Here is a 22,256-nt window from a genome sequence, read left to right as displayed (position 1 = left end):
CCTTGGCGACCTCGGCGTCGATCGCGGCGCCCAAGGCCTGCACGCGCTCGATGCCCTTGGCCCCGTCTCCCTTGGCGATCGGTTCAGCTGTCACGGATTAAGTCCTTCCTGATGTCGTGCAGCGCCTGTGCGTCTGCGAGGAATTCATGATTGTTGCGCGCGAACGGCAAGCGCCGCGCGAGCGCCGAGAAAAGATTGCTGCCGGGCGGCAAATGCCGGTCGATCCAGCCGTCGGTCGCGGCGGCGTCGAGTCCCGCCGGGGCGTGGAGCCGCCGCGCAATCGCACTGCGCAGGCTCGCGACATAATCGCCCGCTCCCTCGAGCTCGCGGCCCGCCTGCTTGATCAGGTCGGCGCTGTTGGCGATCAGCGCCGCCTTCGACACCGGGATCGCGCGCTGCGGGGTCAGCGCCGGCCCGAAGCGCGCCCACGCCTGCCAGAGCGCGAACAGCCCCGCCGCGATCAGGCAGAGCGTGATGCCGATGAAGGGCGGCACGAACGCGAAGCGCAGCAGCGAGCGTCCGCCGCCGAGCCCGTTCAGCGTGACGTCGAAGGCGAGCCCGTCGGCGGCGTCGCCATCCTCGGCGATGGCGTCGATCAGCGTCACCGCGCCGCGCGCGCCGTCCGGCGTGGCAAAGGCGAAATTGTTGATCAGGTCGGGGTCGGCGAGGATGTAATAATCATGCGATTTCGCGCGTGCCAGCACCGCGCCGCCGCGCGGGCCGGCGGCGAGCGTTTCGATGTCGTCGCCGGCGACGGTCTGGACATTGGCGGGCAGCGCCACGCTGATGTTCCGCCCGGCGAGCCAGGCGGGCGCGGGCGCCGCCGCCGCCTTCTCGGCGCGGATGTCGACCTTGCCGAAATGTTCGGACGGCAACAGCTTCGACGGCGGCACGATGGGATAGCCGCCGCTGACCCAGCCCGGCTTGGTGTCGGTACCGCGAAGCCGCCCTGCCCGCCATTTGGGCAGGACGATCAGCACCGGTGCCCCGCCGGCGCCGTCGATCAGTTCGGCGATTTCCTCGGGGCGCGTCTGGTGCGTCGGGGTCAGGACGACCAGCGGCTCGTAATCGTCATAGACATAGGGCTTGGTGCTGCGCCGCACGTCGACCGATGCGCCCGCGCGCTCGACCAGGTCGACGATCCCGGCATAGCCCGGTGCCGCCTTCGACAGCGCATGGCCCTTGCCGTCGTTGCCGCTGCCGATCTGCGGCCCGAGCGCGATCAGCGCCCACAGCGCGATGAAGGCGACGATGCCCAGCACGACGATGCCGGCCATCAGCCGCGGGTTGAAACTGGTCTCGCCGGTCGCATTGTCGCTCATGTGCGAACCCAGTTTCGCGGCACCGTCATCTCGGCATAGGCGCTGCGGCACTGTTCCCAGGCGCCGGCGTCGATCGCGCGGCCGCCGAACAGGCTGATCTCGACCGCGCGCGCGATACGGCTGAACGCCTCGCGTGCCACTCCCGGCAGGTCGGTCGCCGCGGCAAGGTCGCGCGAGGTCATCGCCGGCTGGACCAGCCCCGGGCGGCGATCGCTGATGTCGGCGACGCTGCGATAGAGCAGCAGGTGGACCGCCTCGGCATAGCGCCCCGCCGCCGCCAGTTCGTCGGCCTCGCCGAGCAGGATGCGCGCCGCGCCGGCCTCGGCATGGCCGGCCAGATCGGCCTCGTCGGCGAGCGCCTGGCGCTTGCGGCGATAGCGCAGGTCGTCGACCCATTGGGCAAAGGCGGGGACGAACAGATAGAGCAGCAGCAGCACGAGCAGGATGCCGCCGATCCACAGCAAGGGCTCGCCCAGCGGCGACAGCCAGTCGAACAGGCTGCGGACCGCATCGCCCAGCGTCTTCAGCCATTCGGGGGTGTTCGGCGGCGGCGGGGGCGGCGGAAAGGCGGTCTGGATCGTGTCGCCGGCCATCGTCTGGGTATAGCCCGGTGCGACGAGTTCGGGATCGACGAGCCAACCCCCGGTCGCATCGGCGTTCGGCGGCTGCGCGGCGGCCGACGCCTGGGCGATCCACAGCGATATCATGTTGAAATAATGCTTCCGCCCCGGTGGATCATTGCGACAAGTGGTAGCGCGCCCGCGGTCGCGATGGCAAGAGATGCTTGCATAGGCAAACGCGCCATCATAGCGCGCCGCGACGGCGCGCTATGATGGTTGCACCGGTAACGATGTCATGATGGGAGGATCCGGGTGGACGCGGCTCAGGCGGTACATGAAAAATTCCTCGCCGCGCTGGCCGACGGACGCCTGCCCGACCGCGCCGATGCGCCGGGTCCCGCGGCGGCCGGCCTGTCGCGCGCCGAGGCGACCGACATTTTCCTGTCGCAGCTCACCAGCCGCCAGATGGACCGGCTCTCGCGCCATCTGCAGGCGCGCGCCGAGGGTTTCTACACGATCGGCTCGTCGGGGCATGAGGGCAATGCCGCGGTCGCCGCGGCGCTGCGCGTCACCGACATGGCGTTTCTTCATTATCGCTCGAACGCCTTCCAGCTCCACCGCGCGCGCGCGGTGCCGGGGCAGACCCCGACCTGGGACATGCTGCTGAGTTTCGCCGCCTCGTCCGAGGACCCGATCTCGGGCGGCCGCCACAAGGTGATCGGGTCGAAACCGCTGAACATTCCGCCGCAGACCTCGACGATCGCCTCGCATCTGCCCAAGGCGGTCGGCGCCGCTTTCTCGATCGGCATCGCGCGGCGACAGGGGCTGAAGGACCTGCCGCTGCCCGACGACGCGGTCGTGCTCGCCAGCTTCGGTGATGCCTCGGCCAACCATTCGACCGCGCAGGGCGCGTTCAACACCGCCGGCTGGACGGCCTTCCAGGGTTCGCCGATGCCGCTGATCTTCCTGTGCGAGGACAATGGCATCGGCATCTCGACCCGCACCCCGACGGGCTGGATCGAGGCGCAGTTCCGCCACCGCGCCGGGCTGCACTATATCCAGTGCGACGGTACCGACCTCGCCTCGGCCTATGCCGGCGCCAGCGAGGCCGCCGACTATGCGCGCCGTTTGCGCAAGCCGGTGTTCCTCCACATGGCGACCGTCCGCCTCTATGGCCATGCCGGGTCCGACGTGCAGGGTGCCTATCTGCCGAAAGCGCTGATCGAGTCCGACGAGGCGCGCGATCCGTTGCTCAAGGGCGCGGCGCTGCTGGTCGAGCAGGGCTGGATGACCGCGTCCGAGATCGCCGACGCCTATGAAGAGATCGGCGCAACGCTGGCGCGGCAGGCCGAAGCGGCGATCCTGCGCCCCAAGATCACCACGTCGGCGCAGGTGATGGACAGCATCGTCCCGCCACGGCGCGACATGGTCCGTGCGAACACCCCGTCGGCCGAGGACCGCAAGGCGATGTTCGGCAGCGACGCCGGCCAGATGGACAAGCCGCAGCATATGGCACGGCTTTTGAGCTGGGCGCTCGCCGACCTGATGCTCGCGCACCGGGAAATCGTCGTCGCGGGCGAGGATGTCGGGCCGAAGGGCGGGGTCTACAACGTCACCGCGAAGCTCCATCAGCGCTTCGGCTCGTCGCGCGTGGTCAACACATTGCTCGACGAACAGGCGATCCTCGGGCTCGCGATCGGCATGGCGCACAACGGCTTCGTGCCGATGCCCGAGATCCAGTTCCTCGCCTATGTCCATAATGCCGAGGACCAGATCCGCGGCGAAGCGGCGACGCTCAGCTTCTTCTCGAACGGCCAATATACCAACCCGATGGTCATCCGCATCGCGGGGCTCGGCTATCAGAAGGGTTTCGGCGGCCATTTCCACAACGACAACAGCCTCGCGATTTTCCGCGACATCCCCGGCGTCATCCTCGCGGTGCCGTCGAACGGCCGCGACGCCGTGCATATGCTGCGCGAATGCGTCCGGCTGGCGCGTGAAGAGCAGCGCGTTGTCGTGTTCGTCGAACCGATCGCGCTCTATATGACCCGCGACCTCCACGAGGAAGGCGACGGCCTGTGGACCAGCGTCTACGAAGCCCCCGGCGACGGCGTGCCGATCCGGCTCGGCGATGTCGGCGTCCATGGCGACGGCACCGACCTCGCGATCGTCACCTATGGCAATGGCACCTATCTCTCGCGGCAGGCCGAGAAACTGCTCGCCGCCGATGGGGTGAAGGCGCGCGTCATCGACCTGCGCTGGCTCGGCCCGGTCGACGAGGACAAGCTCGTCGCCGCGGTCGGCGATGCGAAGCGCATCCTGATCGTCGACGAATGCCGCATCACCGGGTCGCAGAGCGAGGCGCTGATGGCGAGTTTCGTCGAACGCACCCCGGAGAAAAAGCTGAAGCGCATCGCCGCCGACGACAGCTTCATCCCGCTCGGCCGCGCGGCGACGCTCACCCTGCCGAGCCGCGATTCGATTGTCGCCGCCGCGAAGGAACTGCTGGCATGAGCGCGCGGCGGACCGCCCTCGTTGTCGCCCCCGGTCGCGGCACCTATGGCAAGGGCGAACTCGGCAGCATCGCCCGGCTCCACGGCGCGCGCTTCGGCGGCATCATCGCCGATTTCGACGCGCAGCGCGCCGACCGCGGCCAGCCGACCGTCAGCACCCTCGACGGCGCCGAGCGCTTCAGCGTCGCGACGCATATGCGCGGCGATGTCGCGGCGCCGCTCATCTACACCGCCACCGCGCTCGACTATCTGAGCATCGACCGCGACCGCTTCGACATCGTCGCCGTCGCGGGCAATTCGATGGGCTGGTACAGCGCGCTCGCGCTCGGCGGCGCCGTGTCGGTCGCCGACGGCTTCCGCATCTCGAACGCGATGGGCCTCAACAGCCAGACCCACGGCCCCGGCGGGCAGATTCTGCTGCAGGTTGTCGACGAGGACTGGCGCCCGGTCCCCGGTCTGCGCGACCGTCTGCTCGATCTTGTCGCAGCCATCGATGCCCGCCCCGGCCACGCGCTCGCCTTGTCGATCGACCTTGCCGGCATGCTCGTCTTCGCGGGCAATGAGGAAGGCCTCGCCGCGCTGCTCGCCGAGGCGCCGCCGACCCCCGGCCGCGATCCGCTCCGCCTCGCCGGCCACGGCCCGTTCCATACCCCGCTGATGTTCGGCAGCTCGGACAAGGCGAAGGCCGAACTGCCCGCGTCGCTGTTCGACGCCCCCGCGATCCCGATGGTCGACGGCCGCGGCCATATCTGGCGGCGTTTCGCCAGCGACCCGGTCGCTGTGTGGGATTACACCTTCGGCCACCAGATCCTCGCGCCCTACGACTTCGCGCTGTCGGTGCAGGTCGCGGTCAAGGAGTTCGCCCCCGACGTCGTCATCCTGCCCGGCCCCGGCGACACGCTCGGCGGCGCGATCGCGCAATCGCTGATCGGGATCGGGTGGCAGGGGATCGGCGGCAAGGCCGACTTCATGGCGCGGCAGGCGGCGGACCCGATCCTGCTCTCGATGGGCCGCGCCGAACAGCGCGCGCTGGTGACCGGCTAGGGGGCATCGGCGGGGCACCGGTTGGGGCCGACCGGGGGGTCTCCCGGCCGGCCCGCCCATGGAAGCGGCCTGGTGGGGCCGGCCGCGCGGAGCGAACGGCGGCGCCCCTAGGGACCAACGAAAGGGCGATGCGCCGTTCAATCCTCTTCTACGGATGCGGCCTCAAGAATTTGACCGCGCCGGGCGGCGATCATGCTCCGAAACGGAACGAGTTTTCCGCTGTGTCGCGTCCCGATTCGGCGATGAAGCGCAGTCGCAGCAGTTCGGCGATGCTCCCCGCCTCGGCGCGGCGCATGATGTTCGCGCGGTGGACCTCGACCGTCCGCGGGCTGAGCGCGAGCCTTCGCGCGATCGCCTTGTTGCCCAGCCCCGCCGCGATCGCGTCCAATATATCGACCTCGCGCGGGGTCAGCGCCGCCAGCCGCGCCGCGGCGGTGCGGCGCATCAGGCGGTCTCGCTGGCAAAGCTGCCAGTCGCCGAACGCCGGATCGAGAGTGCGGTGCACCAGCCGCGGGTCGAGCGGCGCGGGCAACAGGTCGAACGCCCCGCCGCGCAGGATGAGCCGCGTTTCGTCGAGGCTCAGCCGCTCGGCGGCGACAAAGGCGGTGATGTCGGGGCGCGTGGCGACATGGGCGAGCAGCGCGCTGCCGCTCGTCGCCCCAGGCTGGCGCCAGTGAAGCAGCAGCAGGCCGCCGCCATGGTCGGCCTCCGCGCCCAGATAATCGTCGGCGCTGGCAAAGCTGCGCACCACCCGCGCCGCGCCGGCGGCGAGGACACGAAAACAGGCGGCCCGTTCGATGGGGTCCGGCAGCACCAGATGGATTTCGCCCTGTGTCTCGCTCACGCCGTCGGTGCTGCCGGTGGCACGCCGACAAGCCCAGCGAAAATCCCGCGGCTTTGGCGCCGACATGGAGCGATTGGATGAAGGAGGATGCCGGTGGTCTTTGGTGACCCCTACGGGAATCGAACCCGTGTTTCAGCCGTGAGAGGGCCGCGTCCTAACCGCTAGACGAAGGGGCCGCACATGCCGGTTCGGCATGAAGACCGAAAGATGGTGACCCCTACGGGACTCGAACCCGTGTTTTCGCCGTGAAAGGGCGACGTCCTAGACCGCTAGACGAAGGGGCCGTCGTTCGGTGAAGCGGCGCATTAGCCGCGCATGTCCCCATGGTCAAGGACTCTATCGGCGCTTCTTCAACCGGGCCGCTTATGGCACACGGCCTGCAGCTTGTTGCCCTCGGGATCGCGCACATAGGCGCCGTAATAATCGGCATGATAGTGAGGACGCAGCCCCGGCGGACCCGCGTCACTGCCGCCATTCGCCAGCGCCGCGGCGTGGAAGGCGTCGACCGTCGCGCGGTCAGCGGCGACGAAGGCGAGATGGCTGCCGTTGCCGGCGCTCGTCGGCTGGCGGTCATAGGCGGGGCCGATGAACAATTTGGGGCCGGTGGGGGTGCCATAGCCCTTGGCCGCGCTCTCGCGGACCAGTTCGGGATGGCCGAGCACCGCCATGATCGCATCGTAAAAGGGTTCGGCGCGGGCGAAATCGTCGATGCCGAGCGTGGTGTGGCTGTACATGACCGCTTCCCTCTCTGACGTCCCTAATCGGCCCCTGCGGCATCCTCAAGATGCCGCTAATCGGCCCCTGCGGCATCCTCAAGATGCCGCTAATCGGCCCCTGCGGCATCGCCGAGATGCCGCTAATCGGCCCAGGCGGCATCCTCCAGATGCAGCTCGGCGGCCGGGCGGCTGCCCCAATCGTCGCGCTTTGCGCGCCCCGCGAGCCATAATTTGCGCCCGCGAGCGTGCAGCAATGTCTGCCCCAATTCGGTTTCGGCGCTGCGAAAGGCGATCGCCTTGAACCTTGCACCGTCGTCGCCCGACACCGTCAGGCGGACATGGTCGGTGCCGACGATGCTCGCCTCGACGATTCGCACCGGCCCGGTCGCGACGCGCGGCGCCGGCCAGCCCGCGCCATAAGGCCCGGCGCTCTCGATCGCCTCGCACCACAAAGGCGATATCCCGCGCGGCGCAAGCACCGCGTCGATCAGCAATGCGCGGTCGCCGCTCGCGCGCTCGACATCGGCGGCGAGCCGCTCGTTGAGGAAGGCGCCGAGCGCGTCGAGCTTGCCGGCCTCGACGGTCAATCCCGCCGCCATCGCATGACCGCCGCCCGCGATCAGCAGGCCGCTCTCCTTGGCGGCGAGGATCGCGGCGCCAAGGTCGACGCCGTTGATCGAACGCCCCGACCCCTTGCCGATACCGTCCTCGCCCAGCGCGATGACGATCGCCGGCCGGCGGAGCTTCTCCTTCAGCCGCCCCGCGACGATGCCGATCACCCCGGGGTGCCACCCCTCGCCCGCGACGATCGCGACCGGCGCGTTGGCGGCGCGCTCGCTCATCGCCATCGCCTCGTCGAGCACCCCTGCCTCGATCGCGCGGCGCTCCTCGTTCAGGCGGTTGAGTTCCTGCGAAATGTCGGCGGCTTCCTGCGGGTCGCTCGTCGTCAGCAGCCGGACCCCGAGGTCCGATTTGCCCACGCGCCCGCCGGCGTTGATTCGCGGGCCGAGCGCGAAGCCCATGTCGGTCGCGGTCGGCGCCTTGGTCAGCCGCGCCGCGTCCATCAGCGCCGCCAGCCCGATATTGCCGCGCCGCGCCATGATCTTCAGCCCCTGCGTCACCAGCGCGCGGTTGAAACCGGTCAGGCGCGCGACGTCGGCGACGGTGCCGAGCGCGACGAGATCGAGCAGGTCGAGCAGCGCCGGTTCGGCGCGCCCGGCGAAGAAATCGCGCCCGCGCAGCACGCGCAGCAACGCCGCGCCGAGCAGGAAGGCGACCCCGACCGCCGCCAGATTGCCGTGCACCGCCGCATCGGGCGCCTCGTCGAGCCGGTTCGGGTTCACCACCGCGAAGGCGGCGGGCAGGGTGGTCGCGCATTGATGATGATCGACGATGATCGTCTCGATCCCCGCGGCATTGGCCTCGGCGATCGCTTCGAACGCCTGCGCGCCGCAATCGACGGTGACGACCAGCTTCGATCCCGCCTCGCCGATCCGGACCAGCGCCGCGCCCGACGGGCCATAGCCCTCCATCAACCGGTCGGGGATATAGGCGCCGACCGGGACGCCGAGATCGCGCAGCAGTCGCACGAGCAGCGCCGCCGAGGTCGCGCCGTCGACGTCATAATCGCCGAAGATGGTGATCGCCTCTTGTCGCTCGACCGCGTCGGCGAGCCGCGCGGCGGCTTCGTCCATGCCCTTGAACAGCGCCGGGTCGGGCATGAAGCCGCGTAGCGTCGGCGCGCGCTGGCGCTCGAGGTCGTCGCGCGGCACCCCGCGCGCGAGCAGCAACTGGGTGACGAGGTCGTCGGGCGCGAGGTTTTCGGACGCCATGTCGGCGCTCGCGCGGCGCCAATGCCATGGCTGCCCGGCGATCGAGCGCGTGATACCCAGAGCGGTGTCGGTCATGCCCGTGCCTTGGCGGTCAGGATGCGCGCGCGCAACGCCTGCGCCACGCCGAGCGGGATCGCGGGGATTTCATGGCTGGCCAGCGAACTGCCGCCCGGCACCCCGAACACCAATGTCGCGAGGCCAAGCGGGCGCAGGATGAAGTCGGTCTTGAGGTCGGCGCTCTGCACCGACGCGTGCGGCAGCAGCGTGGTCTTGGGTTTCCACATCCCGCGCCGGATCGCGATCTGCTCGCCGAGGTCGATCCAGCGGTGGAAGCGCGCCGCGAACAGCGACCCCAGCGCGATCAGCACGCCGATCACAGGCCCCAGCCAGCCGAGCGGCTGCCCGAACGACACGGCGGTCAATCCGCCGATCGTGGCGCCGGTCGCGCCGACGAAGCCGCCCAGCGCGACGATGCGATGGCTGTGCTGCCAGTCGGCGTCCTCGGCGGCGCGCGCGATCGCGATTTCGGCGAGGACCGGGTCGATGTCGGCGAGCTGCGCAAAGGGGACGACCTGATGGTCCTTCTCCTTGCCGCCGTCGCTCGCGAGGCTTTGCAGCCGCAGTTCGTGCCAGCCGAAGCGCCGCCGGAACCAACCGGTGACGAGGATCGCCGCCTGCACCCGGCGCACCGGGATCGCGACGTCGGTGCGCGTCGTCAGCCCGCGGGTGCGGCGCAGCGAGCGCGGCTCGCGGGTCAGGCGGAACCCCCAGTTTGCCAGCAGCATTGTCGCGATACCGCTCGCGAAACCGATGAACAGCAGCGAGATCAGCGCGCCGAGCCCGGCGATCCAGCGGTGCGCGATCACCCACTGGTCCAGCCCATATTGGCCGGCGATGTCGATCCAGTCGCGCGGGTCGAAGACATTGAAGTCGAACGGCAGCAGGCCGTCGAAAAACTGCATGCCCGCGCCGACCACGGCGAGCGCGGCGAGCGAGAAGTTGAACAATCCGGCGAGCAGCAACCGGCGCGGTCCCATCGCGAACAGCAGCCGGTCTTCGCCCGCCGTCGCGGTGATCGCCGGATCGGCCGATGCCGCGGTGGGCGCCGCGGCGGCCGGTTCGCTGCGATGCGCGCGGATGGTCGTGCGCAGCGCCTGCGCCGCGTCGAGGCCGATCGCGTCGAGATTGGCCTCATTCTCCTTGCCCGCGCCGCCCGCGCCGGTCTCGAACCCGACCTTGGCGATGCCGAGCGCGCGCGCGATCAGCCCCTGTTCGATGCCGACGTCCTGGATGCGGTCGAAGGGGATGGTGCGGTGCTGGCGCGACAATACGCCGCTTTCGATGACGATCTCGTCGGCGCCGACGAGGAAGCGAAAGCGCAGCCATTTGAGCCAGGCGGAAACGAGCGAAATGACCAGAAAGGCGAGGATCGCGGGGACGATCCACACCCAGTTGCCAGTGAAGCCGAGCGCCGCGACCGCGGGCAGGAAGTTCAGGCTGCGCGGCCCCAGCCTGACGATCGCGAGCGCCAGCGTCGCCGGGTGCAGCCGCTGCCAATCGGGTTCGGCTTCGGCGGCCGGGGCCGCGGGGGCTGCGGGGAGGGCGGCGACGCTCTCGCTCATGCGAAGTCGGTCTGGATATGGCGGCGGATCGTCTCGCGCATCGCGGCGGCGAGGTCGGCGGGCAGCCCGGGCAGGGTGACCGTGCTGTTGTGCGTCCCCGATGTGTGGACGATCAGGTGCGACAGCCCGAACCAGCGCTCGACCGGTCCCTGCCCGACGTCGATATGCTGGACGCGGACAAAGGGCACGATGGTGTCGGTGCGGAACAGCCAGCCGCGCGCGACGCGCAACTGCCCCTCGCCGATCTTGTAGCCCCAGCGCGATACGCGCCGCGATGGAAAGCTGACGATGACGATCACCGCGATCAGCCAGGCGAGCGCGGTGATCAGCCCGTACGGCCCCTCCAAATGGCGGATCAGCAGCGCGTCGAACAGGCTCGCGCCGATCGCCAGCGGCACCAGGTTCATCGCGGTCGTCACGCGCAGCACATGGCCATAGCGCGGATCGACCGGGTCGAGCCCCTCGGCGGCGTTGATTGCGTGCGGATCGAAGGGATCGGTCGGGTGGGCGGCGGCGATGTCGGTCATGATCCTCCGTTAGTCGGTCAGGCGCTCAAGGGACAACTATATTGAAACGCGGGTCGGCGGGCGGGTGGAGCGCGAACCAGCTCAGGAACGCCATCCGGTCGCCGTCGATCCGAATCGCCCCCGATTGCAGCAGCGCGGGGAACCCTGCCTGCCCCAGCATGACATCGTCCAATGTCTTGCGATCGATGGTGATCGTCGCGGTCGGCGCCGGGTCGGTGACGCCGTAGCGCGGGAATTCGACCCCGCCGCCGACCGAGATCGCCACCGCCTCCTTGCTGTCGGGCAGGACGAACTGGAAGGTCCCGGCCAGCCCCGCGCCCTTTGCGGCATCGAAGCGCGTCGCGAGCGCGTCGAAGAACACCGCGGTCGGGATCGCGCTGACGAAGCTGCGGCTCTGACCATTGCCCGACACGCTTTCGACCGCATTGCCGCGCAGGCTCGCGGCGGCGGCCAGATAATAGTTCCGCCACGCCCCCGATTCGGCCTGATAGCCGAGCTGGTCGTAAGCCGAGGCGAGCGCCGCGCGCGCATCGCTGTTGTCGGGCTGGGCAAAGACTAGCTTGTTCAGCAATTCGGCCGCCCAGCGATACTCGCCCGCCGCGATCGCCGCCTTGCCCGACGCCAGCAGCTTGTCGGCCCCGCCCGCCAGCGCGACATATTTGGGCGCCGACTGTTCGGGGGGCAGCGGGTTGAAATTCGCCGGATTGCCGTCCCACCAGCCGAAATAGCGCTGGTACGTCGCCTTCATGTCGTGGTTGAGCGTGCCATAATAGCCGCGCGTCGAAAAATCGCGCGCCTGCACCGGCGCCTCGGCGGTCGCGTCGGCGAGCTCGTGCAAGGTCGCGCCGCGATTGGCGAGAAACAAAGTGCGGTCATGGACATAACGATAGGCGTCGCGCTGGTTGGTCAGCAGGCTGCTCACCTCGCCCGCGCCCCATGTCGGCCAATGGTGCGACGCCAGCGCGACCTCGGCCTTGCCGCCCCACCGCAGCAATGCGGCGTCGATCACCTTCGACCAGCGCAAGGCATCGCGCACCTGCGCCCCGCGCAGCGTCAGCACATTGTGCAACGTGTGGGTCACAACCTCGGTCGTATGCAACGCCTTGTAGGCCGGGATATAGAAGACGAACTCCGATGGCGCCTCGGTCCCGCCCGCGTCGAGGAACTCGAAGACCAGCCCGTCGATCGTCAGCGCGCCGCCCTTTTCGCTCACCGTCTCGGTCGGCTCCATATAGCCGATCGTCCCCGACGACAGCTTGGGCCCCAGCCCGGTGTCGACCTGTCCCGCCGGCCCCGGCGCCAGGATCGACCCAAACATGTACAGCGCGCGCCGCCCCATCGCCGCCCCCGCGAGGACATTTTCCGACGTCGCTTCCTCCGAAAAGCCGTGCGGCGCGATGATGCGGATCTTGTCTTTCTTCACCTGTTCGGGGGTGACGATCCCCCCGACCCCGCCGAAATGGTCGCTGTGGCTGTGGCTGAAGATCACCGCCTTGATCGGCAGCTTGCCCGATTTCGCCTCGACGGTGTCGGCGAACAGCTTCCACCCCGCGGCGGCGGCTTCCTCGGACAGCAGCGGGTCGACGACGATCCAGCCCGACTTGCCGCGGATGATCGTCATCACCGAAATATCATAGCCGCGGATCTGCCAGATCTGGCCCGGCACCACCTCGAACAGCCCATGCACGGCATCGAGCCGCGCCTGCCGCCACAGCGACGGGTTGACGGTATCGGGCGCCTCGGCGCTGTTCAGAAAGGCATAGGGGCGGCGGTCCCAGACGATCTTGCCGTCCTTGCCCGTGATCACCGCCTCGGGGATTTCGGCAAGCTTGCCGCGCGTCGCATTCGCCATGTCGCGCGGGTCGTCGAGCGGCAGGCGCGCCGCCAGTTCGGCCTGCGCGGTGCGGGTGGCCTCGCTCGCCGCATCCTGTGCGGTGGCGGTCAGCGGCAGGCCCGCGGCGAGCAGCAAGGCGGTCAATCGGCGCATATCATCGTCCCCCCATTTTTGGGGGCAGCTTGCGCCGCGTGCTCGCGCTTGGCAAGCATCGGCGCATGACCGACGCGCTCCTCATCATCTGGCACAGCCGCACCGGCGGCAGCCGTGCCCTCGCCGAAGCGGCGGCGGAGGGCGGCGGCCGGCTTGTCGCCGCCGCCGAGGCGACGGCGGACGATCTGATCGCCGCCGGCGGCTATCTCTTTATCGGCCCCGAAAATCTCGCCGCGCTGTCGGGTGCGATGAAGGAGATGTTCGACCGCAACTATTATCCCTGCCTCGGGAAACTCGAAGGCCGCCCCTACGCCACGATCATCTGCGCGGGATCGGACGGCGAGGGCGCCCAGCGCCAGCTCGACCGCATCGCGACCGGCTGGCGGTTGAAACGCGTGGCCGATCCGCTGATCGTGAACACCGCGGCGCAGACACCCGAGGCGATCCTGGCCCCCAAGACGATAGCGCCCGGCCGCCTTGGCGAAGCCCGCGACCTTGGCGCGACGCTGGCGGAAGGCATTGCGGCCGGGATTTTCTGACGAACCGGTCGTTCGATCCATGCTATGCGGTTGGTGCCGTGCGGGCCAAACCCCTGCGGCCCGAGCGGCGCCCCGCCCCGCTATTGAGCCGCTTCGCTGTCCAGCGACGCGCGCTGCGCATCGAGGACAATGATGCGTTGCTGCATCGCATCGACGAGGCAGGCCTTGTCGTTGCAACGATCGCGTTCCCCGATACGCCAGCCATTTTGTTCGGCGGCGATCTGCTGGCGAAGCGGGCCGGCGGATCGGTCGAGCTGGCGATAGGCGCGGTTCAGATCGCGGTCGAGCGCCGCCAGTTCCTCGTCGCCGCAAATCAGCTTTTCGGCGTGTGCGGCGGCATATTTGCAATTGAAGCTCGGCGGGGTTTCCAGCGCCGGAACCGATGCGGTCTGCTCGGCGGGGGCGGGCGTGGGCGTCGGCGGGGTTTCGGGTTTCGCCGAGGGTGCGACGGTCGCCTCGCCGGTATCGGGGGCGGCCGTCCGTTCGTCGTCGCCGCGCATGAACAACATGGCGCCGAGCAAGGCGACGGCGATCAGCAGCGCGCCGATGATCAGCGTCCGGACCGACACGCTGGCGGGTCCCGCAGCCGGCTCGCCGGCCGCCTGCGACAGGATCGCGGCGTGCAGATTGTCGGCGGTCTCCGACGTGGCGGCGAGGGCGGGCACCGGCGGGACAGGGCCAGGCGCGCCGATTCCGGCCAGCTGGTGCGCCTTCACGGCGATCCGCGCGATCGAATCGTCGCGTTTCTCCAGCCAGTCGATCCATTGCGCGCTCGCGAGGTGATAGGCGAGGTCGTCGGGAACGATCTCTTCGAGGCGCAGGGGAATGATGGCCTTATGCGCGCTGTCGGCCAGAATCAGCTCGCGTTTCACATGCGGGCTCTTGTCGGACTGGCTGCAGAAGAGCAGCAGGACCCCTTCCGAATCGCGGATCGCTTTCATGATCGCGGTATCGAACGCTTCGCCGGGGCCGATGTCGCGCGGTGCGATCCAGCAATCGACGCCATGACGGGCCAGCGCCTTCTCGACGTGCAGCGCCACATCATATTTGCTCGAATGATGGCTGACGAACAGCCTCGGACGCTTCGCTTCTTCCATCGCTATCCTCTCAGTCCCCCTGCGCCTCGATGTACGGCATCGACCGTGATGGGAAGTCGAATTCTCTGTCGTGGCGCGGGGGCGTCGGTCGGCAACGGAATGTCGGGCCGTTCACCCCTCGCGATGCTCGCCCTTGACCCAGCGCACCGTGCCCGACGAGGCGCGCATGACGACGGTTTCGGTCGTCATCACCCCGTCGCGGCGGTGCTTGACCCCGCGCAGCAGCGATCCGTCGGTCACCCCGGTCGCGGCGAAGATGACATCGCCCTTGGCGAGGTCTTCGAGGTCATAGACGCGATCGAGGTCCTCGACGCCCCATTTGGCGGCACGGCGGCGCTCGTCGTCGTTGCGGAACAGCAGGCGGCCCTTGAACTGGCCGCCGACGCAGCGCAGCGCCGCGGCGGCGAGCACGCCCTCGGGGGCGCCGCCGCTGCCCATATAGATGTCGATATTGGTTTCGGGATTGGTCGTCGCGATCACGCCGGCGACGTCGCCGTCGGGGATCAGCGCGACCCCGCAGCCCAGCGCGCGCAGTTCGGCGATCATCGCCTCGTGGCGCGGGCGGTCGAGCACGCACACCATGATGCCCTCGGCGCCGCAGCCCTTTTCGCGCGCCACCGCCTCGACATTCTCGCGGATGCTGTTGTCGAAATTGACGATGTTCGGCGAATAGCCGGCGCCGACCGCCAGCTTGTCCATATAGACGTCGGGGGCGTTGAGCAGGCAGCCTTCCTCGGCGATCGCCAGCACCGCGAGCGCGTTCGGCCCGGCCTTGGCGGTGATCGTCGTGCCTTCCAGCGGGTCGACCGCGATGTCGATCTTCGGGCCCTTGCCCGGCGCATTGCCGACCTTTTCGCCGATGAAGAGCATCGGTGCCTCGTCGCGTTCGCCTTCGCCGATGACGATCGTGCCGTCCATATAGAGGGTGTTGAACGCGGTCCGCATCGCCTCGACGGCGGCGGCATCGGCGGCCTTTTCGTCGCCGCGGCCGATCAGCTTCGCGGCGGCGATCGCCGCGGCTTCGGTGACGCGCACCATTTCGAGCACGAGCACCCGGTCGAGATTGCTGCCGGTCTTCGTCATCTTCGCCACTCTCCGTCTTTACTTGTTCCGCCGCATGGGCATGGTGCGCGCCATATGGTCGCCCGCGCCGCTTGTCGAGAATACATCCGTCGATTCGGCGTCGCTCTCGCCGCCGCCTGTGTCATGGCTGTGACGCCCGTCGCCGCGCAGGTGCAGGGTCCGCCCGCGCCCCGGCCCGCGCGCGATGCCGAAAGCGCCGCCGCCAACGCCAAGGACCTGGTCGATCCGATCAAGCGCTGCAAACCCGCCGAGGATGGATCGATCAACGTCTGCGGCAGCGACACCGACCGCCACCGCCTGTCGCCCGAGCTGCGCGCGATCGCCGGGGTGGGGAAATCGACAAAGGACAGCCGACCGCCGGCGCCGGGCATCAACCCGACGCCATTGGACAAATTGCCCCACAACTGGATGTCGATGGGCGGCCGCTTCAAACCCGGCCCCGAATATAATCATCTCTATGAAATGGCGAAGCGTGCGACCGACCCCGACACCGGGGTGCCGCCGCCGCCGGAGGACCCCGAACCCTAGGCGAAAACCTCGGCCGCCGTCGCGCCCGGCTGCGACGCGCGATAGAGGCCGGCAGGAATCAGCAACTGCCCGATAAAATAGGTACCGAGCAAGAGCACCCAAGCGACGCTCATCATCGTTTCGATCAGGCTGCCCGGCGCATTGTTGATGATGACCATGCCGTGGACCACGGCCAGTCCGCCGAACGCGATGCCGACCGCAAGATTATAGAGCAGGAAGAAACCGAACAGCCACCATTGGGCGCTCGCGGTGCGTTGCCATGATTCGACATAGGGCGAAAAGGGCTCGAGCCGCCCGCCTGCAGCCATGATCGGCCCGACGAGGCAGAAGCGCGCAAGGAGCCACGATCCGATCAGCGAATAGACGAGCTGGCGGATCGAGGACACGGCCGGACTCGCCGCCGCCCATTCGTTGACGCCGACCGCGAGCATGACCGGCAGCACCAGCACCAGCGCGACGACCAGATAGAGTAGCAGATAAGCGAGGAGATAGGCGACGCCCGCGACCATCCCGTACATGATCTCGGAAATATAGCCTTCGCGCATCTCGGCGAGCAGCGCGTTCCACGCCGCCAGCATCGCGCCGAACACGATGACCAGGACGATGCCGAGCAGATAGAGCGGCCCGGTGATCGATCCGCCGACGCGGTTGGTCCAGGGGTCGGAAACGATCGCCATGATGTTGCGCAGGCTGAAGATCGGATCGCTCGACAGCAGCAGGAAGGGGAAGACCACCCCCAGCACCGCATAGACGAGCAGCGCCTGCCAATGCGCGCCCGCCAGCGCCCGCGCTTCGGCCAGCCCGCGTCCGATCTCTATCGTCATGATATCGCCCCCTGTTTCCCCATGGGCATGGGTAGCAGGGGCGAAGGCTATTTCAAGCGGGCTAGAGCGCCAGGATCGGCATGTGCATCGGCGCGCCGACGACATGGTCCGATGCCGCGAGCGTGGCGAGCGCCGCCGCGATCGCGCGCGCCGGGCCTTCGTGGGTGACGATCGCGATGACGACGCCGTCGTCCTTCTCGGTGCCGCGCTGGATGAAGCTTTCGATCGACACCCCGGCGTCGCGCATCGCGGTGGCGATTTCGGCGAGCACGCCGATGCGGTCCTCGACGACCAGCCGGACATAATGTTTGCCGACCCGCGCCCCGGCGTCGGCGGCGGGTGCCTCGTCGAGCGCATCGACCGGCATCGCGAAGGCGGGACCATATTCGTCGCGTGCGATGTCGATGATGTCGGCGACGATCGCCGACGCCGTCGGCCCCGCGCCCGCGCCCGCGCCCTCGAAGAACAGCCGCCCGACAAAATTACCCTCGGCGACCACCGCGTTGAGCGCGCCGGGGACATAGGCGAGCGGATGGTCGGCGGGCACCAGGCACGGCTGGACATGCTGATACAGGCCGCTGCCATTGCGCTCGGCCATGCCGATCAGGCGGACGCGGTGTCCCAAGGCTTCGGCCTCGCGGATGTCCGCCGCGATCAGGTCGCGGATGCCGCCCGTCGCGACCGCGCCGATGTCGAGCTTCGTCCCGAAACACAGCGCGGCGAGGATCGACAATTTGTGCGCGGCGTCGATGCCGTCGACGTCGAAGGTCGGGTCGGCCTCGGCATAGCCTTCGGCCTGCGCCGCGGCGAGCGCGTCGGCGAAGCTCGCGCCGTTGCGCTCCATTTGCGTGAGGATATAATTGCAGGTGCCGTTGAGGATGCCATAGACGCGCGCGATCGCGTTCGCCGACGCACCCTCGCGGATCGCCTTGATCACCGGGATGCCGCCCGCGACCGCGGCTTCATATTTCAGCGGCGTGTCGGTCGCCTCGGCGAGCCGCGCGAGGTCGAGCCCGTGATGCGCGATCATCGCCTTGTTCGCGGTGACCAGCGCCTTGCCCGCACCCAGCGTATGCCGCGCCAGCGTCAGCGCCATGCCGTCGGCGCCGCCGATCATCTCGACCACCACATCGACATCGTCGGCCGCGACCAGGGCGTCGAGATCATCCTCCCAGCGATAGGCCGACAGGTCGACGCCGCGATCCTTGTGCCGGTCGCGCGCCGACAGCGCGACGATCTCGATCGCGCGCCCGGCGCGACGTGCGATCAGGTCGCGGTTGACCTGCAGCAGGCGGACGACGCCGCCGCCGACGACGCCAAGCCCGGCGAGTGCGACGCGCAGCGGCGGGCGCGGGGCAGCGGGGGCGGGGGAAGGCGACATGCAGGCACTCCTTATATATAGAGCCTGCGCCCCTATCGGCTTTTACCGAGGAAACAAGAGTGGAGGAGGCTTAGCCCGCCGGCGGCTTTCTCGTCCGCGTGCAGTCGCCGAGCGCGCCGAGGACGATGCCATAGTCCGACGCCGCCTTGCGGCGATCCTCGGGGGGCGTACCCGCCAGCTTGGCGAGCGGCAACTGGCGCGGCAGCCCGCAGGCGAGCCGGTACCAGGCGAGCGTATCGCGCGCCGGCACCGCCGCCGATCCGTCGACGATCTCGCCGAACGCCGCCGCCCAGCGCCGCGATCCGTCGGCGCTGGTCAGGATGGTCAGCGACATCGGCTCGCCGGTCGCGGTGTCGAAGAACAATTGGGTCTCGCCTTCGCCCGGCAGGGTGCCCGGCACATGGAAGCCGTTGGCGAAGCCGCTGATCGCGGGCGCCGCGCCCGGCTTGACCAGCTCGGTCAGGATCGCGCGCAGCCGCGCCTCGGTCGCGGGATCCCACGGCAGCTGGGCGTCGGGCGCGACCAGCCGGATGCTGTTCGTGCTCGTCGATCCCGCCGCGCCCGCCGCGACCGGGCGCGCGAAGAGCAGGACGGGCTGCTTCTTTTTCAGCTTCACCGGCTTGCCATTGCCACCCAGCGGCAGGTCCACCAGGTAAGATATGCGCGCCGCCAGCGGCCCCTTGCCGCGAATCAGCCCGATGACGTCGGCCTCGACATAGAATCGGCTCGAACCCGCGGCGACGCCGGGCGCCCGCTCGGGTTTGAGCGCGGTGGCCGACGCGATGCGCGCATGGATCGCCATCGGCGCCGCGGTGGCGAGATCGGCGACGTCGGCATAGCTGTACGGGCTCGGCGGCGGCGCGGCGGCGGGCGCCTGCATCGCGGAAACCGCCGGGATTCCGCCGCTTAAGCCGGCCAGGGCGATCGCGATGGCGGGAAGGAGCTTGCGCATGGTGGGTCCACTTTCTGTTTGTCATTGACACCGGTTGCGGTGGCGGCGTGCCATCTTGGCGCGCGCCACATTAACCGCTGATAAAGGGTTTGCGAACTTGCCGCCACCGCGATAGGACGTCCGACGAAGCGTCCGGCATAGAACATAATAGCCGGAAGCCGCCCGCCGGGTCTGCGGAACGCATCGGAATTATCCGGGCATTTGGCAACTCCCCCCGACGGTTTGGATTGGTGTCAGGATGATCTAGCAAGGAGCGTCGTTCCTGAATGGCTTATGGTGATAGTGTCGACCCTAAAAACAGGGTAGTGGCGATCGTCTTGGTGGGACTGCTGACGGCGGGACTGGGCTACGGCCTGGTCAACGGCCTGAATATCAGCATCGTCAAGAAGCTCGCCGAAAAATTGGATGTGGTGGACGTCGAAGAGCCGCCGCCGCCCGAGGAGCCGCCGCCGCCGCCGCCGCCGGACAATGTCCTGCCGCCGCCGCCGCCGGTCGTGACTCCGCCGTCGCCGTTCCCGCCGCCGGTGGCTGCGCCGCAGATTCAGTCGGTGCGCGAGCCGCCTCCGGCGCCGCCGCCGCCGGTCTATATCCCGCCCGCGCCGCCGGCTCCGCCGCCGACGGCGGACCTGAGCGCCGCCGGTACGCCGCGCGGCAACCCCGGGCGCTGGGCGACCAACGACGATTATCCGGCCCGTGCCATGCGCGAAGAGCGCGAGGGGACGACCGGTTTCCGCGTCACATACAGCGCCGACGGCCGGATCACCTCCTGTGATGTGACCTCGTCGAGCGGTCATGCGGATCTCGATGCCGAGACCTGCAAGCTCATCACGCGTCGCGGCCGGTTCAACCCGGGCAAGGACCGTGCGGGCAACCCGACGGGCGGTAGCTACAGCAACCGCATCCGCTGGCAGATTCCGCGTTGATCGGGACCGGGCCCAGCGATCTGGGCCCAACGATCTGGATTTTTAGTTTTTGACGAAATTTTGAGAGGGAATACCACGATGATCAATCTGATTGCGACCGCCGCCGCCGCGGGTCACCGGAGCTACGGCATGATGCCGTCTACGTTCTGCGAAGCAAAGCTCGCCGACCCCACCAACAAATATGGCGTCTTCCCGGCGCTGTGCGAAGGCGGCTGGATCACGCAGCTGACCGGCCTGGTGCTGGTCATCATGTTCATGGGCACGCTCTACATCCTGTTCACCAAGCTGTTCGAACAGAATAAGGTGATGAACCAGGGCAAGGCCGTCGACGTCAATTTCTGGCGCGCGCCGACCCTCGCCGAGGGTGCTGCGAAGCTCGAAAAGAACAGCGCCTATCGCCAGGTCGTCGAAGACGGCCTGCGCGCCAACGAAGAGCACACCAAGCTGACCGATCCCGTCGAAGCGCATGACTGGATGCACGGCACGCTCGAGCGTTCGCAGAACCACATCAACTCGCAGCTCAACTCGGGTCTCGCCTTCCTCGCGACCGTCGGTTCGACCGCACCGTTCGTCGGTCTGTTCGGTACCGTTATCGGCATTCTGAACGCGCTCGTGAAGATCGGTGCGTCGGGTCAGGCGTCGATCGACGCGGTTGCCGGTCCGGTCGGTGAAGCGCTCATCATGACCGCCGTCGGCCTGATCGTCGCGGTTCCCGCGGTGCTCGCGTTCAACTGGCTGCAGAGCCGCAACAAGGCGATCAGCCGCCGTCTGTCGACCTTCTCGAACGACGTTCTCGGCTCGATCATGTCGGGCGGCCAGGTGAAGCCGGCCGTCGTTGCTCCGGCAAAGGCTGCCCCGGCCGCCGCGCCGAAGAAGGCCTGATTATCTGGCGACCCGGTGTCCGTCGCCGCCCTTCGGGGCTGGCGCCGGACACCGGGTCGTCCCGTGTAACTATTTGTGACAGGATGCTGATCCTATGTCGATGAGTGTAGGCGATAAGGGCGGCGAAGACGCCCCCATGTCCGACATCAACACGACGCCGCTCGTGGACATCATGCTTGTGTTGCTCATCATCTTCCTCATCACGGTTCCCGTGGTGCTGGAGACGGTGAACCTCAAGCTGCCCGACGTGGTATTCGAGGCGACGACGACCAAGCCTGAAAACGTGCTGTTGTCGGTGCGTTCGGGCGATACCGACGGCGACGGCCAACCCAACCCCGAAAGCACCGCGTGCGAAGTCTATTGGGGCCAGACCCCGGTCGATTCGAAAGAGCTGCTGAAAAAGGGCCAGGACAAGCTCGAGAAGCTGATCAAGGATATCGGCGGCGTCGAAAACATTACCGAGGAAAATTTCCCCGAAGTGCATATCCGCGGCGACATCAACACGCCGTACCAGTGCATCGGCGGGGTGATCTACACCATGCAATATGCTGGTTTCCAGAAGATCGGCTTCATTTCCGAACCGGCTCCTGGCTCGGGGACGCTGGCGCGCATGTAAGCGCGTTCCGCCACAAGCTATGAAGGAATAAACGCATGTCCATGGCAGTTGGAGATCGGGACGAAAACGAACCGATGATGGAGATGAACACGACGCCGCTGATCGACGTCATGCTCGTGCTCCTCATCATGTTCATCATCACGATCCCGCCCCAGACCCACGCGGTGAAGATCGACCTTCCGGTTCCGACCGACGCAAAGAACAACGTCGATCCGGTAAAGAACAAGGTCATGATCGATCCGCGCGGGACGATCACCTGGAACGGCGCGCCGGTCGATCTGGCGACGCTCGAAAGCTATCTGCTCGAAACCAAGCAGCTGGCGGTCGAACCCGAACTCCAGGTGCAGCCTGATCCCTACGCACGCTATATCGTCGTCGATCGCGTGATGGCGGTGATCAAGCGCAGCGGCGTCGGCAAGCTCGGCTTCGTCGGCAACGAACAATATGCGCGTGTCTTCTGATCG

The 22,256-nt window shown here is 68.2% G+C and carries 21 protein-coding genes and 2 tRNA genes; 8 read left to right on the top strand and 15 right to left on the bottom strand.

The genetic code is table 11. The features are described 5' to 3' along the window. Positions 1–83 precede the first annotated feature (83 nt). Together AC07U1_RS05075 and AC07U1_RS05070 are read right to left on the bottom strand one after the other, a co-directional pair. Positions 84–1,322: a DUF4350 domain-containing protein gene (locus tag AC07U1_RS05075; RefSeq protein WP_495177261.1), complete on the bottom strand. Its 1,239-nt coding sequence runs from the start codon at positions 1,320–1,322 to the stop codon at positions 84–86. Further along, on the bottom strand, positions 1,319–2,029 hold the full coding sequence (locus tag AC07U1_RS05070) for a DUF4129 domain-containing protein (protein WP_495177262.1): 711 nt from the start codon (positions 2,027–2,029) through the stop codon (positions 1,319–1,321). The genes AC07U1_RS05075 and AC07U1_RS05070 overlap by 4 nt, the downstream gene beginning before the upstream one ends. A 165-nt stretch (positions 2,030–2,194) precedes the next feature. Here AC07U1_RS05070 and AC07U1_RS05065 point away from each other — a divergent pair, with 165 nt between their 5' ends. Both AC07U1_RS05065 and AC07U1_RS05060 read left to right on the top strand, forming a co-directional pair. Continuing rightward, on the top strand, positions 2,195–4,396 hold the full coding sequence (locus AC07U1_RS05065) for a dehydrogenase E1 component subunit alpha/beta (protein ID WP_495177263.1): 2,202 nt from the start codon (positions 2,195–2,197) through the stop codon (positions 4,394–4,396). Then, the gene (locus tag AC07U1_RS05060) at positions 4,393–5,439 is read left to right on the top strand and encodes an ACP S-malonyltransferase (protein ID WP_495177264.1); all 1,047 of its coding nucleotides are present in this window, start codon (positions 4,393–4,395) and stop codon (positions 5,437–5,439) included. The genes AC07U1_RS05065 and AC07U1_RS05060 overlap by 4 nt, the downstream gene beginning before the upstream one ends. A 190-nt stretch (positions 5,440–5,629) precedes the next feature. Here the strand turns inward: AC07U1_RS05060 and AC07U1_RS05055 are convergent, their stop codons facing one another. The 8 genes from AC07U1_RS05055 to AC07U1_RS05020 all read right to left on the bottom strand — a co-directional run bounded on the left by AC07U1_RS05055 (position 5,630) and on the right by AC07U1_RS05020 (position 12,967). Next, positions 5,630–6,283: a response regulator transcription factor gene (locus AC07U1_RS05055; protein WP_495177265.1), complete on the bottom strand. Its 654-nt coding sequence runs from the start codon at positions 6,281–6,283 to the stop codon at positions 5,630–5,632. Positions 6,284–6,384: 101 nt separating this feature from the next. Next, a tRNA-Glu gene (locus tag AC07U1_RS05050) sits at positions 6,385–6,459 on the bottom strand. 32 nt (positions 6,460–6,491) lie between these two features. Further along, a tRNA-Glu gene (locus AC07U1_RS05045) sits at positions 6,492–6,567 on the bottom strand. A 66-nt stretch (positions 6,568–6,633) separates the two neighbouring features. Beyond that, positions 6,634–7,017 (bottom strand): VOC family protein, encoded by a 384-nt coding sequence (locus tag AC07U1_RS05040; RefSeq protein WP_056341505.1) that lies wholly within the window; start codon positions 7,015–7,017, stop codon positions 6,634–6,636. Positions 7,018–7,139: 122 nt separating this feature from the next. Continuing rightward, positions 7,140–8,906: a single-stranded-DNA-specific exonuclease RecJ gene (recJ, locus tag AC07U1_RS05035; RefSeq protein WP_187142407.1), complete on the bottom strand. Its 1,767-nt coding sequence runs from the start codon at positions 8,904–8,906 to the stop codon at positions 7,140–7,142. Next, entirely contained in the window at positions 8,903–10,453 is a 1,551-nt protein-coding gene (locus AC07U1_RS05030) for a PH domain-containing protein (RefSeq protein ID WP_495177266.1), read from the bottom strand. The genes recJ and AC07U1_RS05030 overlap by 4 nt, the downstream gene beginning before the upstream one ends. Next, positions 10,450–10,980: a PH domain-containing protein gene (locus tag AC07U1_RS05025; RefSeq protein WP_495177267.1), complete on the bottom strand. Its 531-nt coding sequence runs from the start codon at positions 10,978–10,980 to the stop codon at positions 10,450–10,452. Before AC07U1_RS05025 ends, AC07U1_RS05030 begins: the two co-directional genes overlap by 4 nt. A 25-nt stretch (positions 10,981–11,005) precedes the next feature. Then, on the bottom strand, positions 11,006–12,967 hold the full coding sequence (locus AC07U1_RS05020; RefSeq protein WP_495177268.1) for an alkyl/aryl-sulfatase: 1,962 nt from the start codon (positions 12,965–12,967) through the stop codon (positions 11,006–11,008). Between the two features lie 65 nt (positions 12,968–13,032). Here AC07U1_RS05020 and AC07U1_RS05015 point away from each other — a divergent pair, with 65 nt between their 5' ends. Beyond that, positions 13,033–13,506, top strand: a complete 474-nt coding sequence (locus tag AC07U1_RS05015; RefSeq protein ID WP_492735243.1) for a flavodoxin family protein — start codon at positions 13,033–13,035, stop codon at positions 13,504–13,506. 80 nt (positions 13,507–13,586) lie between these two features. Here the strand turns inward: AC07U1_RS05015 and AC07U1_RS05010 are convergent, their stop codons facing one another. Both AC07U1_RS05010 and glpX read right to left on the bottom strand, forming a co-directional pair. Continuing rightward, positions 13,587–14,603 carry a TIR domain-containing protein gene (locus tag AC07U1_RS05010; RefSeq protein ID WP_495177269.1) on the bottom strand — a complete coding sequence of 339 codons (1,017 nt, stop codon included), beginning with the start codon at positions 14,601–14,603 and terminating at the stop codon, positions 13,587–13,589. Between the two features lie 111 nt (positions 14,604–14,714). Continuing rightward, the gene (glpX, locus tag AC07U1_RS05005; RefSeq protein WP_056342798.1) at positions 14,715–15,686 is read right to left on the bottom strand and encodes a class II fructose-bisphosphatase; all 972 of its coding nucleotides are present in this window, start codon (positions 15,684–15,686) and stop codon (positions 14,715–14,717) included. A gap of 123 nt (positions 15,687–15,809) precedes the next feature. Between glpX and AC07U1_RS05000 the strand changes: the two genes are divergently transcribed. Further along, the gene (locus tag AC07U1_RS05000; protein WP_495177270.1) at positions 15,810–16,214 is read left to right on the top strand and encodes a hypothetical protein; all 405 of its coding nucleotides are present in this window, start codon (positions 15,810–15,812) and stop codon (positions 16,212–16,214) included. Here the strand turns inward: AC07U1_RS05000 and AC07U1_RS04995 are convergent. The 3 genes from AC07U1_RS04995 to AC07U1_RS04985 all read right to left on the bottom strand — a co-directional run bounded on the left by AC07U1_RS04995 (position 16,211) and on the right by AC07U1_RS04985 (position 19,371). Then, a complete protein-coding gene (locus AC07U1_RS04995) occupies positions 16,211–17,038 on the bottom strand; it encodes a hypothetical protein (RefSeq protein ID WP_495177271.1) in 828 nt (275 codons plus the stop codon). The genes AC07U1_RS05000 and AC07U1_RS04995 overlap by 4 nt on opposite strands. Before the next feature lie 61 nt (positions 17,039–17,099). Then, positions 17,100–18,419, bottom strand: coding sequence for a homoserine dehydrogenase (locus AC07U1_RS04990; protein ID WP_495177272.1), 1,320 nt, complete (start codon positions 18,417–18,419; stop codon positions 17,100–17,102). 70 nt (positions 18,420–18,489) lie between these two features. After that, complete coding sequence (locus tag AC07U1_RS04985; protein ID WP_495177273.1) at positions 18,490–19,371, bottom strand: hypothetical protein; 882 nt, start codon at positions 19,369–19,371, stop codon at positions 18,490–18,492. A gap of 266 nt (positions 19,372–19,637) precedes the next feature. Here AC07U1_RS04985 and AC07U1_RS04980 point away from each other — a divergent pair, with 266 nt between their 5' ends. From AC07U1_RS04980 to AC07U1_RS04965, 4 genes are all read left to right on the top strand, one after another. Continuing rightward, positions 19,638–20,294 carry an energy transducer TonB gene (locus AC07U1_RS04980; protein ID WP_187142298.1) on the top strand — a complete coding sequence of 219 codons (657 nt, stop codon included), beginning with the start codon at positions 19,638–19,640 and terminating at the stop codon, positions 20,292–20,294. A 132-nt stretch (positions 20,295–20,426) separates the two neighbouring features. Then, entirely contained in the window at positions 20,427–21,176 is a 750-nt protein-coding gene (locus AC07U1_RS04975) for a MotA/TolQ/ExbB proton channel family protein (RefSeq protein WP_056342795.1), read from the top strand. Positions 21,177–21,270: 94 nt separating this feature from the next. Next, positions 21,271–21,792 carry an ExbD/TolR family protein gene (locus AC07U1_RS04970; RefSeq protein WP_056341475.1) on the top strand — a complete coding sequence of 174 codons (522 nt, stop codon included), beginning with the start codon at positions 21,271–21,273 and terminating at the stop codon, positions 21,790–21,792. Between the two features lie 35 nt (positions 21,793–21,827). Then, positions 21,828–22,253 (top strand): ExbD/TolR family protein, encoded by a 426-nt coding sequence (locus tag AC07U1_RS04965; RefSeq protein ID WP_056341472.1) that lies wholly within the window; start codon positions 21,828–21,830, stop codon positions 22,251–22,253. Positions 22,254–22,256: the final 3 nt, after the last annotated feature.

The sequence above is a fragment of the Sphingopyxis sp. GW821-FHT02C12 genome (genome assembly GCF_059421785.1).
The sequence above is the reverse complement of the archived record's forward strand: the minus strand, read 5'-3'. Positions and strand labels throughout refer to the sequence as shown.

Bases quoted from the DNA above. Each gene is read 5' to 3' on its own strand.
- AC07U1_RS05075 (WP_495177261.1), bottom strand. From the start codon at position 1,322: ATGAGCGACAATGCGACCGGCGAGACCAGTTTCAACCCGCGGCTGATG.
- AC07U1_RS05070 (WP_495177262.1), bottom strand. From the start codon at position 2,029: ATGATATCGCTGTGGATCGCCCAGGCGTCGGCCGCCGCGCAGCCGCCG.
- AC07U1_RS05060 (WP_495177264.1), top strand. From the start codon at position 4,393: ATGAGCGCGCGGCGGACCGCCCTCGTTGTCGCCCCCGGTCGCGGCACC.
- AC07U1_RS05040 (WP_056341505.1), bottom strand. From the start codon at position 7,017: ATGTACAGCCACACCACGCTCGGCATCGACGATTTCGCCCGCGCCGAA.
- recJ (WP_187142407.1), bottom strand. From the start codon at position 8,906: ATGACCGACACCGCTCTGGGTATCACGCGCTCGATCGCCGGGCAGCCA.
- AC07U1_RS05030 (WP_495177266.1), bottom strand. From the start codon at position 10,453: ATGAGCGAGAGCGTCGCCGCCCTCCCCGCAGCCCCCGCGGCCCCGGCC.
- AC07U1_RS05025 (WP_495177267.1), bottom strand. From the start codon at position 10,980: ATGACCGACATCGCCGCCGCCCACCCGACCGATCCCTTCGATCCGCAC.
- AC07U1_RS05020 (WP_495177268.1), bottom strand. From the start codon at position 12,967: ATGCGCCGATTGACCGCCTTGCTGCTCGCCGCGGGCCTGCCGCTGACC.
- AC07U1_RS05015 (WP_492735243.1), top strand. From the start codon at position 13,033: ATGACCGACGCGCTCCTCATCATCTGGCACAGCCGCACCGGCGGCAGC.
- AC07U1_RS05010 (WP_495177269.1), bottom strand. From the start codon at position 14,603: ATGGAAGAAGCGAAGCGTCCGAGGCTGTTCGTCAGCCATCATTCGAGC.
- glpX (WP_056342798.1), bottom strand. From the start codon at position 15,686: ATGACGAAGACCGGCAGCAATCTCGACCGGGTGCTCGTGCTCGAAATG.
- AC07U1_RS05000 (WP_495177270.1), top strand. From the start codon at position 15,810: ATGGCTGTGACGCCCGTCGCCGCGCAGGTGCAGGGTCCGCCCGCGCCC.
- AC07U1_RS04995 (WP_495177271.1), bottom strand. From the start codon at position 17,038: ATGACGATAGAGATCGGACGCGGGCTGGCCGAAGCGCGGGCGCTGGCG.
- AC07U1_RS04990 (WP_495177272.1), bottom strand. From the start codon at position 18,419: ATGTCGCCTTCCCCCGCCCCCGCTGCCCCGCGCCCGCCGCTGCGCGTC.
- AC07U1_RS04985 (WP_495177273.1), bottom strand. From the start codon at position 19,371: ATGCGCAAGCTCCTTCCCGCCATCGCGATCGCCCTGGCCGGCTTAAGC.
- AC07U1_RS04980 (WP_187142298.1), top strand. From the start codon at position 19,638: ATGGCTTATGGTGATAGTGTCGACCCTAAAAACAGGGTAGTGGCGATC.
- AC07U1_RS04975 (WP_056342795.1), top strand. From the start codon at position 20,427: ATGCCGTCTACGTTCTGCGAAGCAAAGCTCGCCGACCCCACCAACAAA.
- AC07U1_RS04970 (WP_056341475.1), top strand. From the start codon at position 21,271: ATGTCGATGAGTGTAGGCGATAAGGGCGGCGAAGACGCCCCCATGTCC.
- AC07U1_RS04965 (WP_056341472.1), top strand. From the start codon at position 21,828: ATGTCCATGGCAGTTGGAGATCGGGACGAAAACGAACCGATGATGGAG.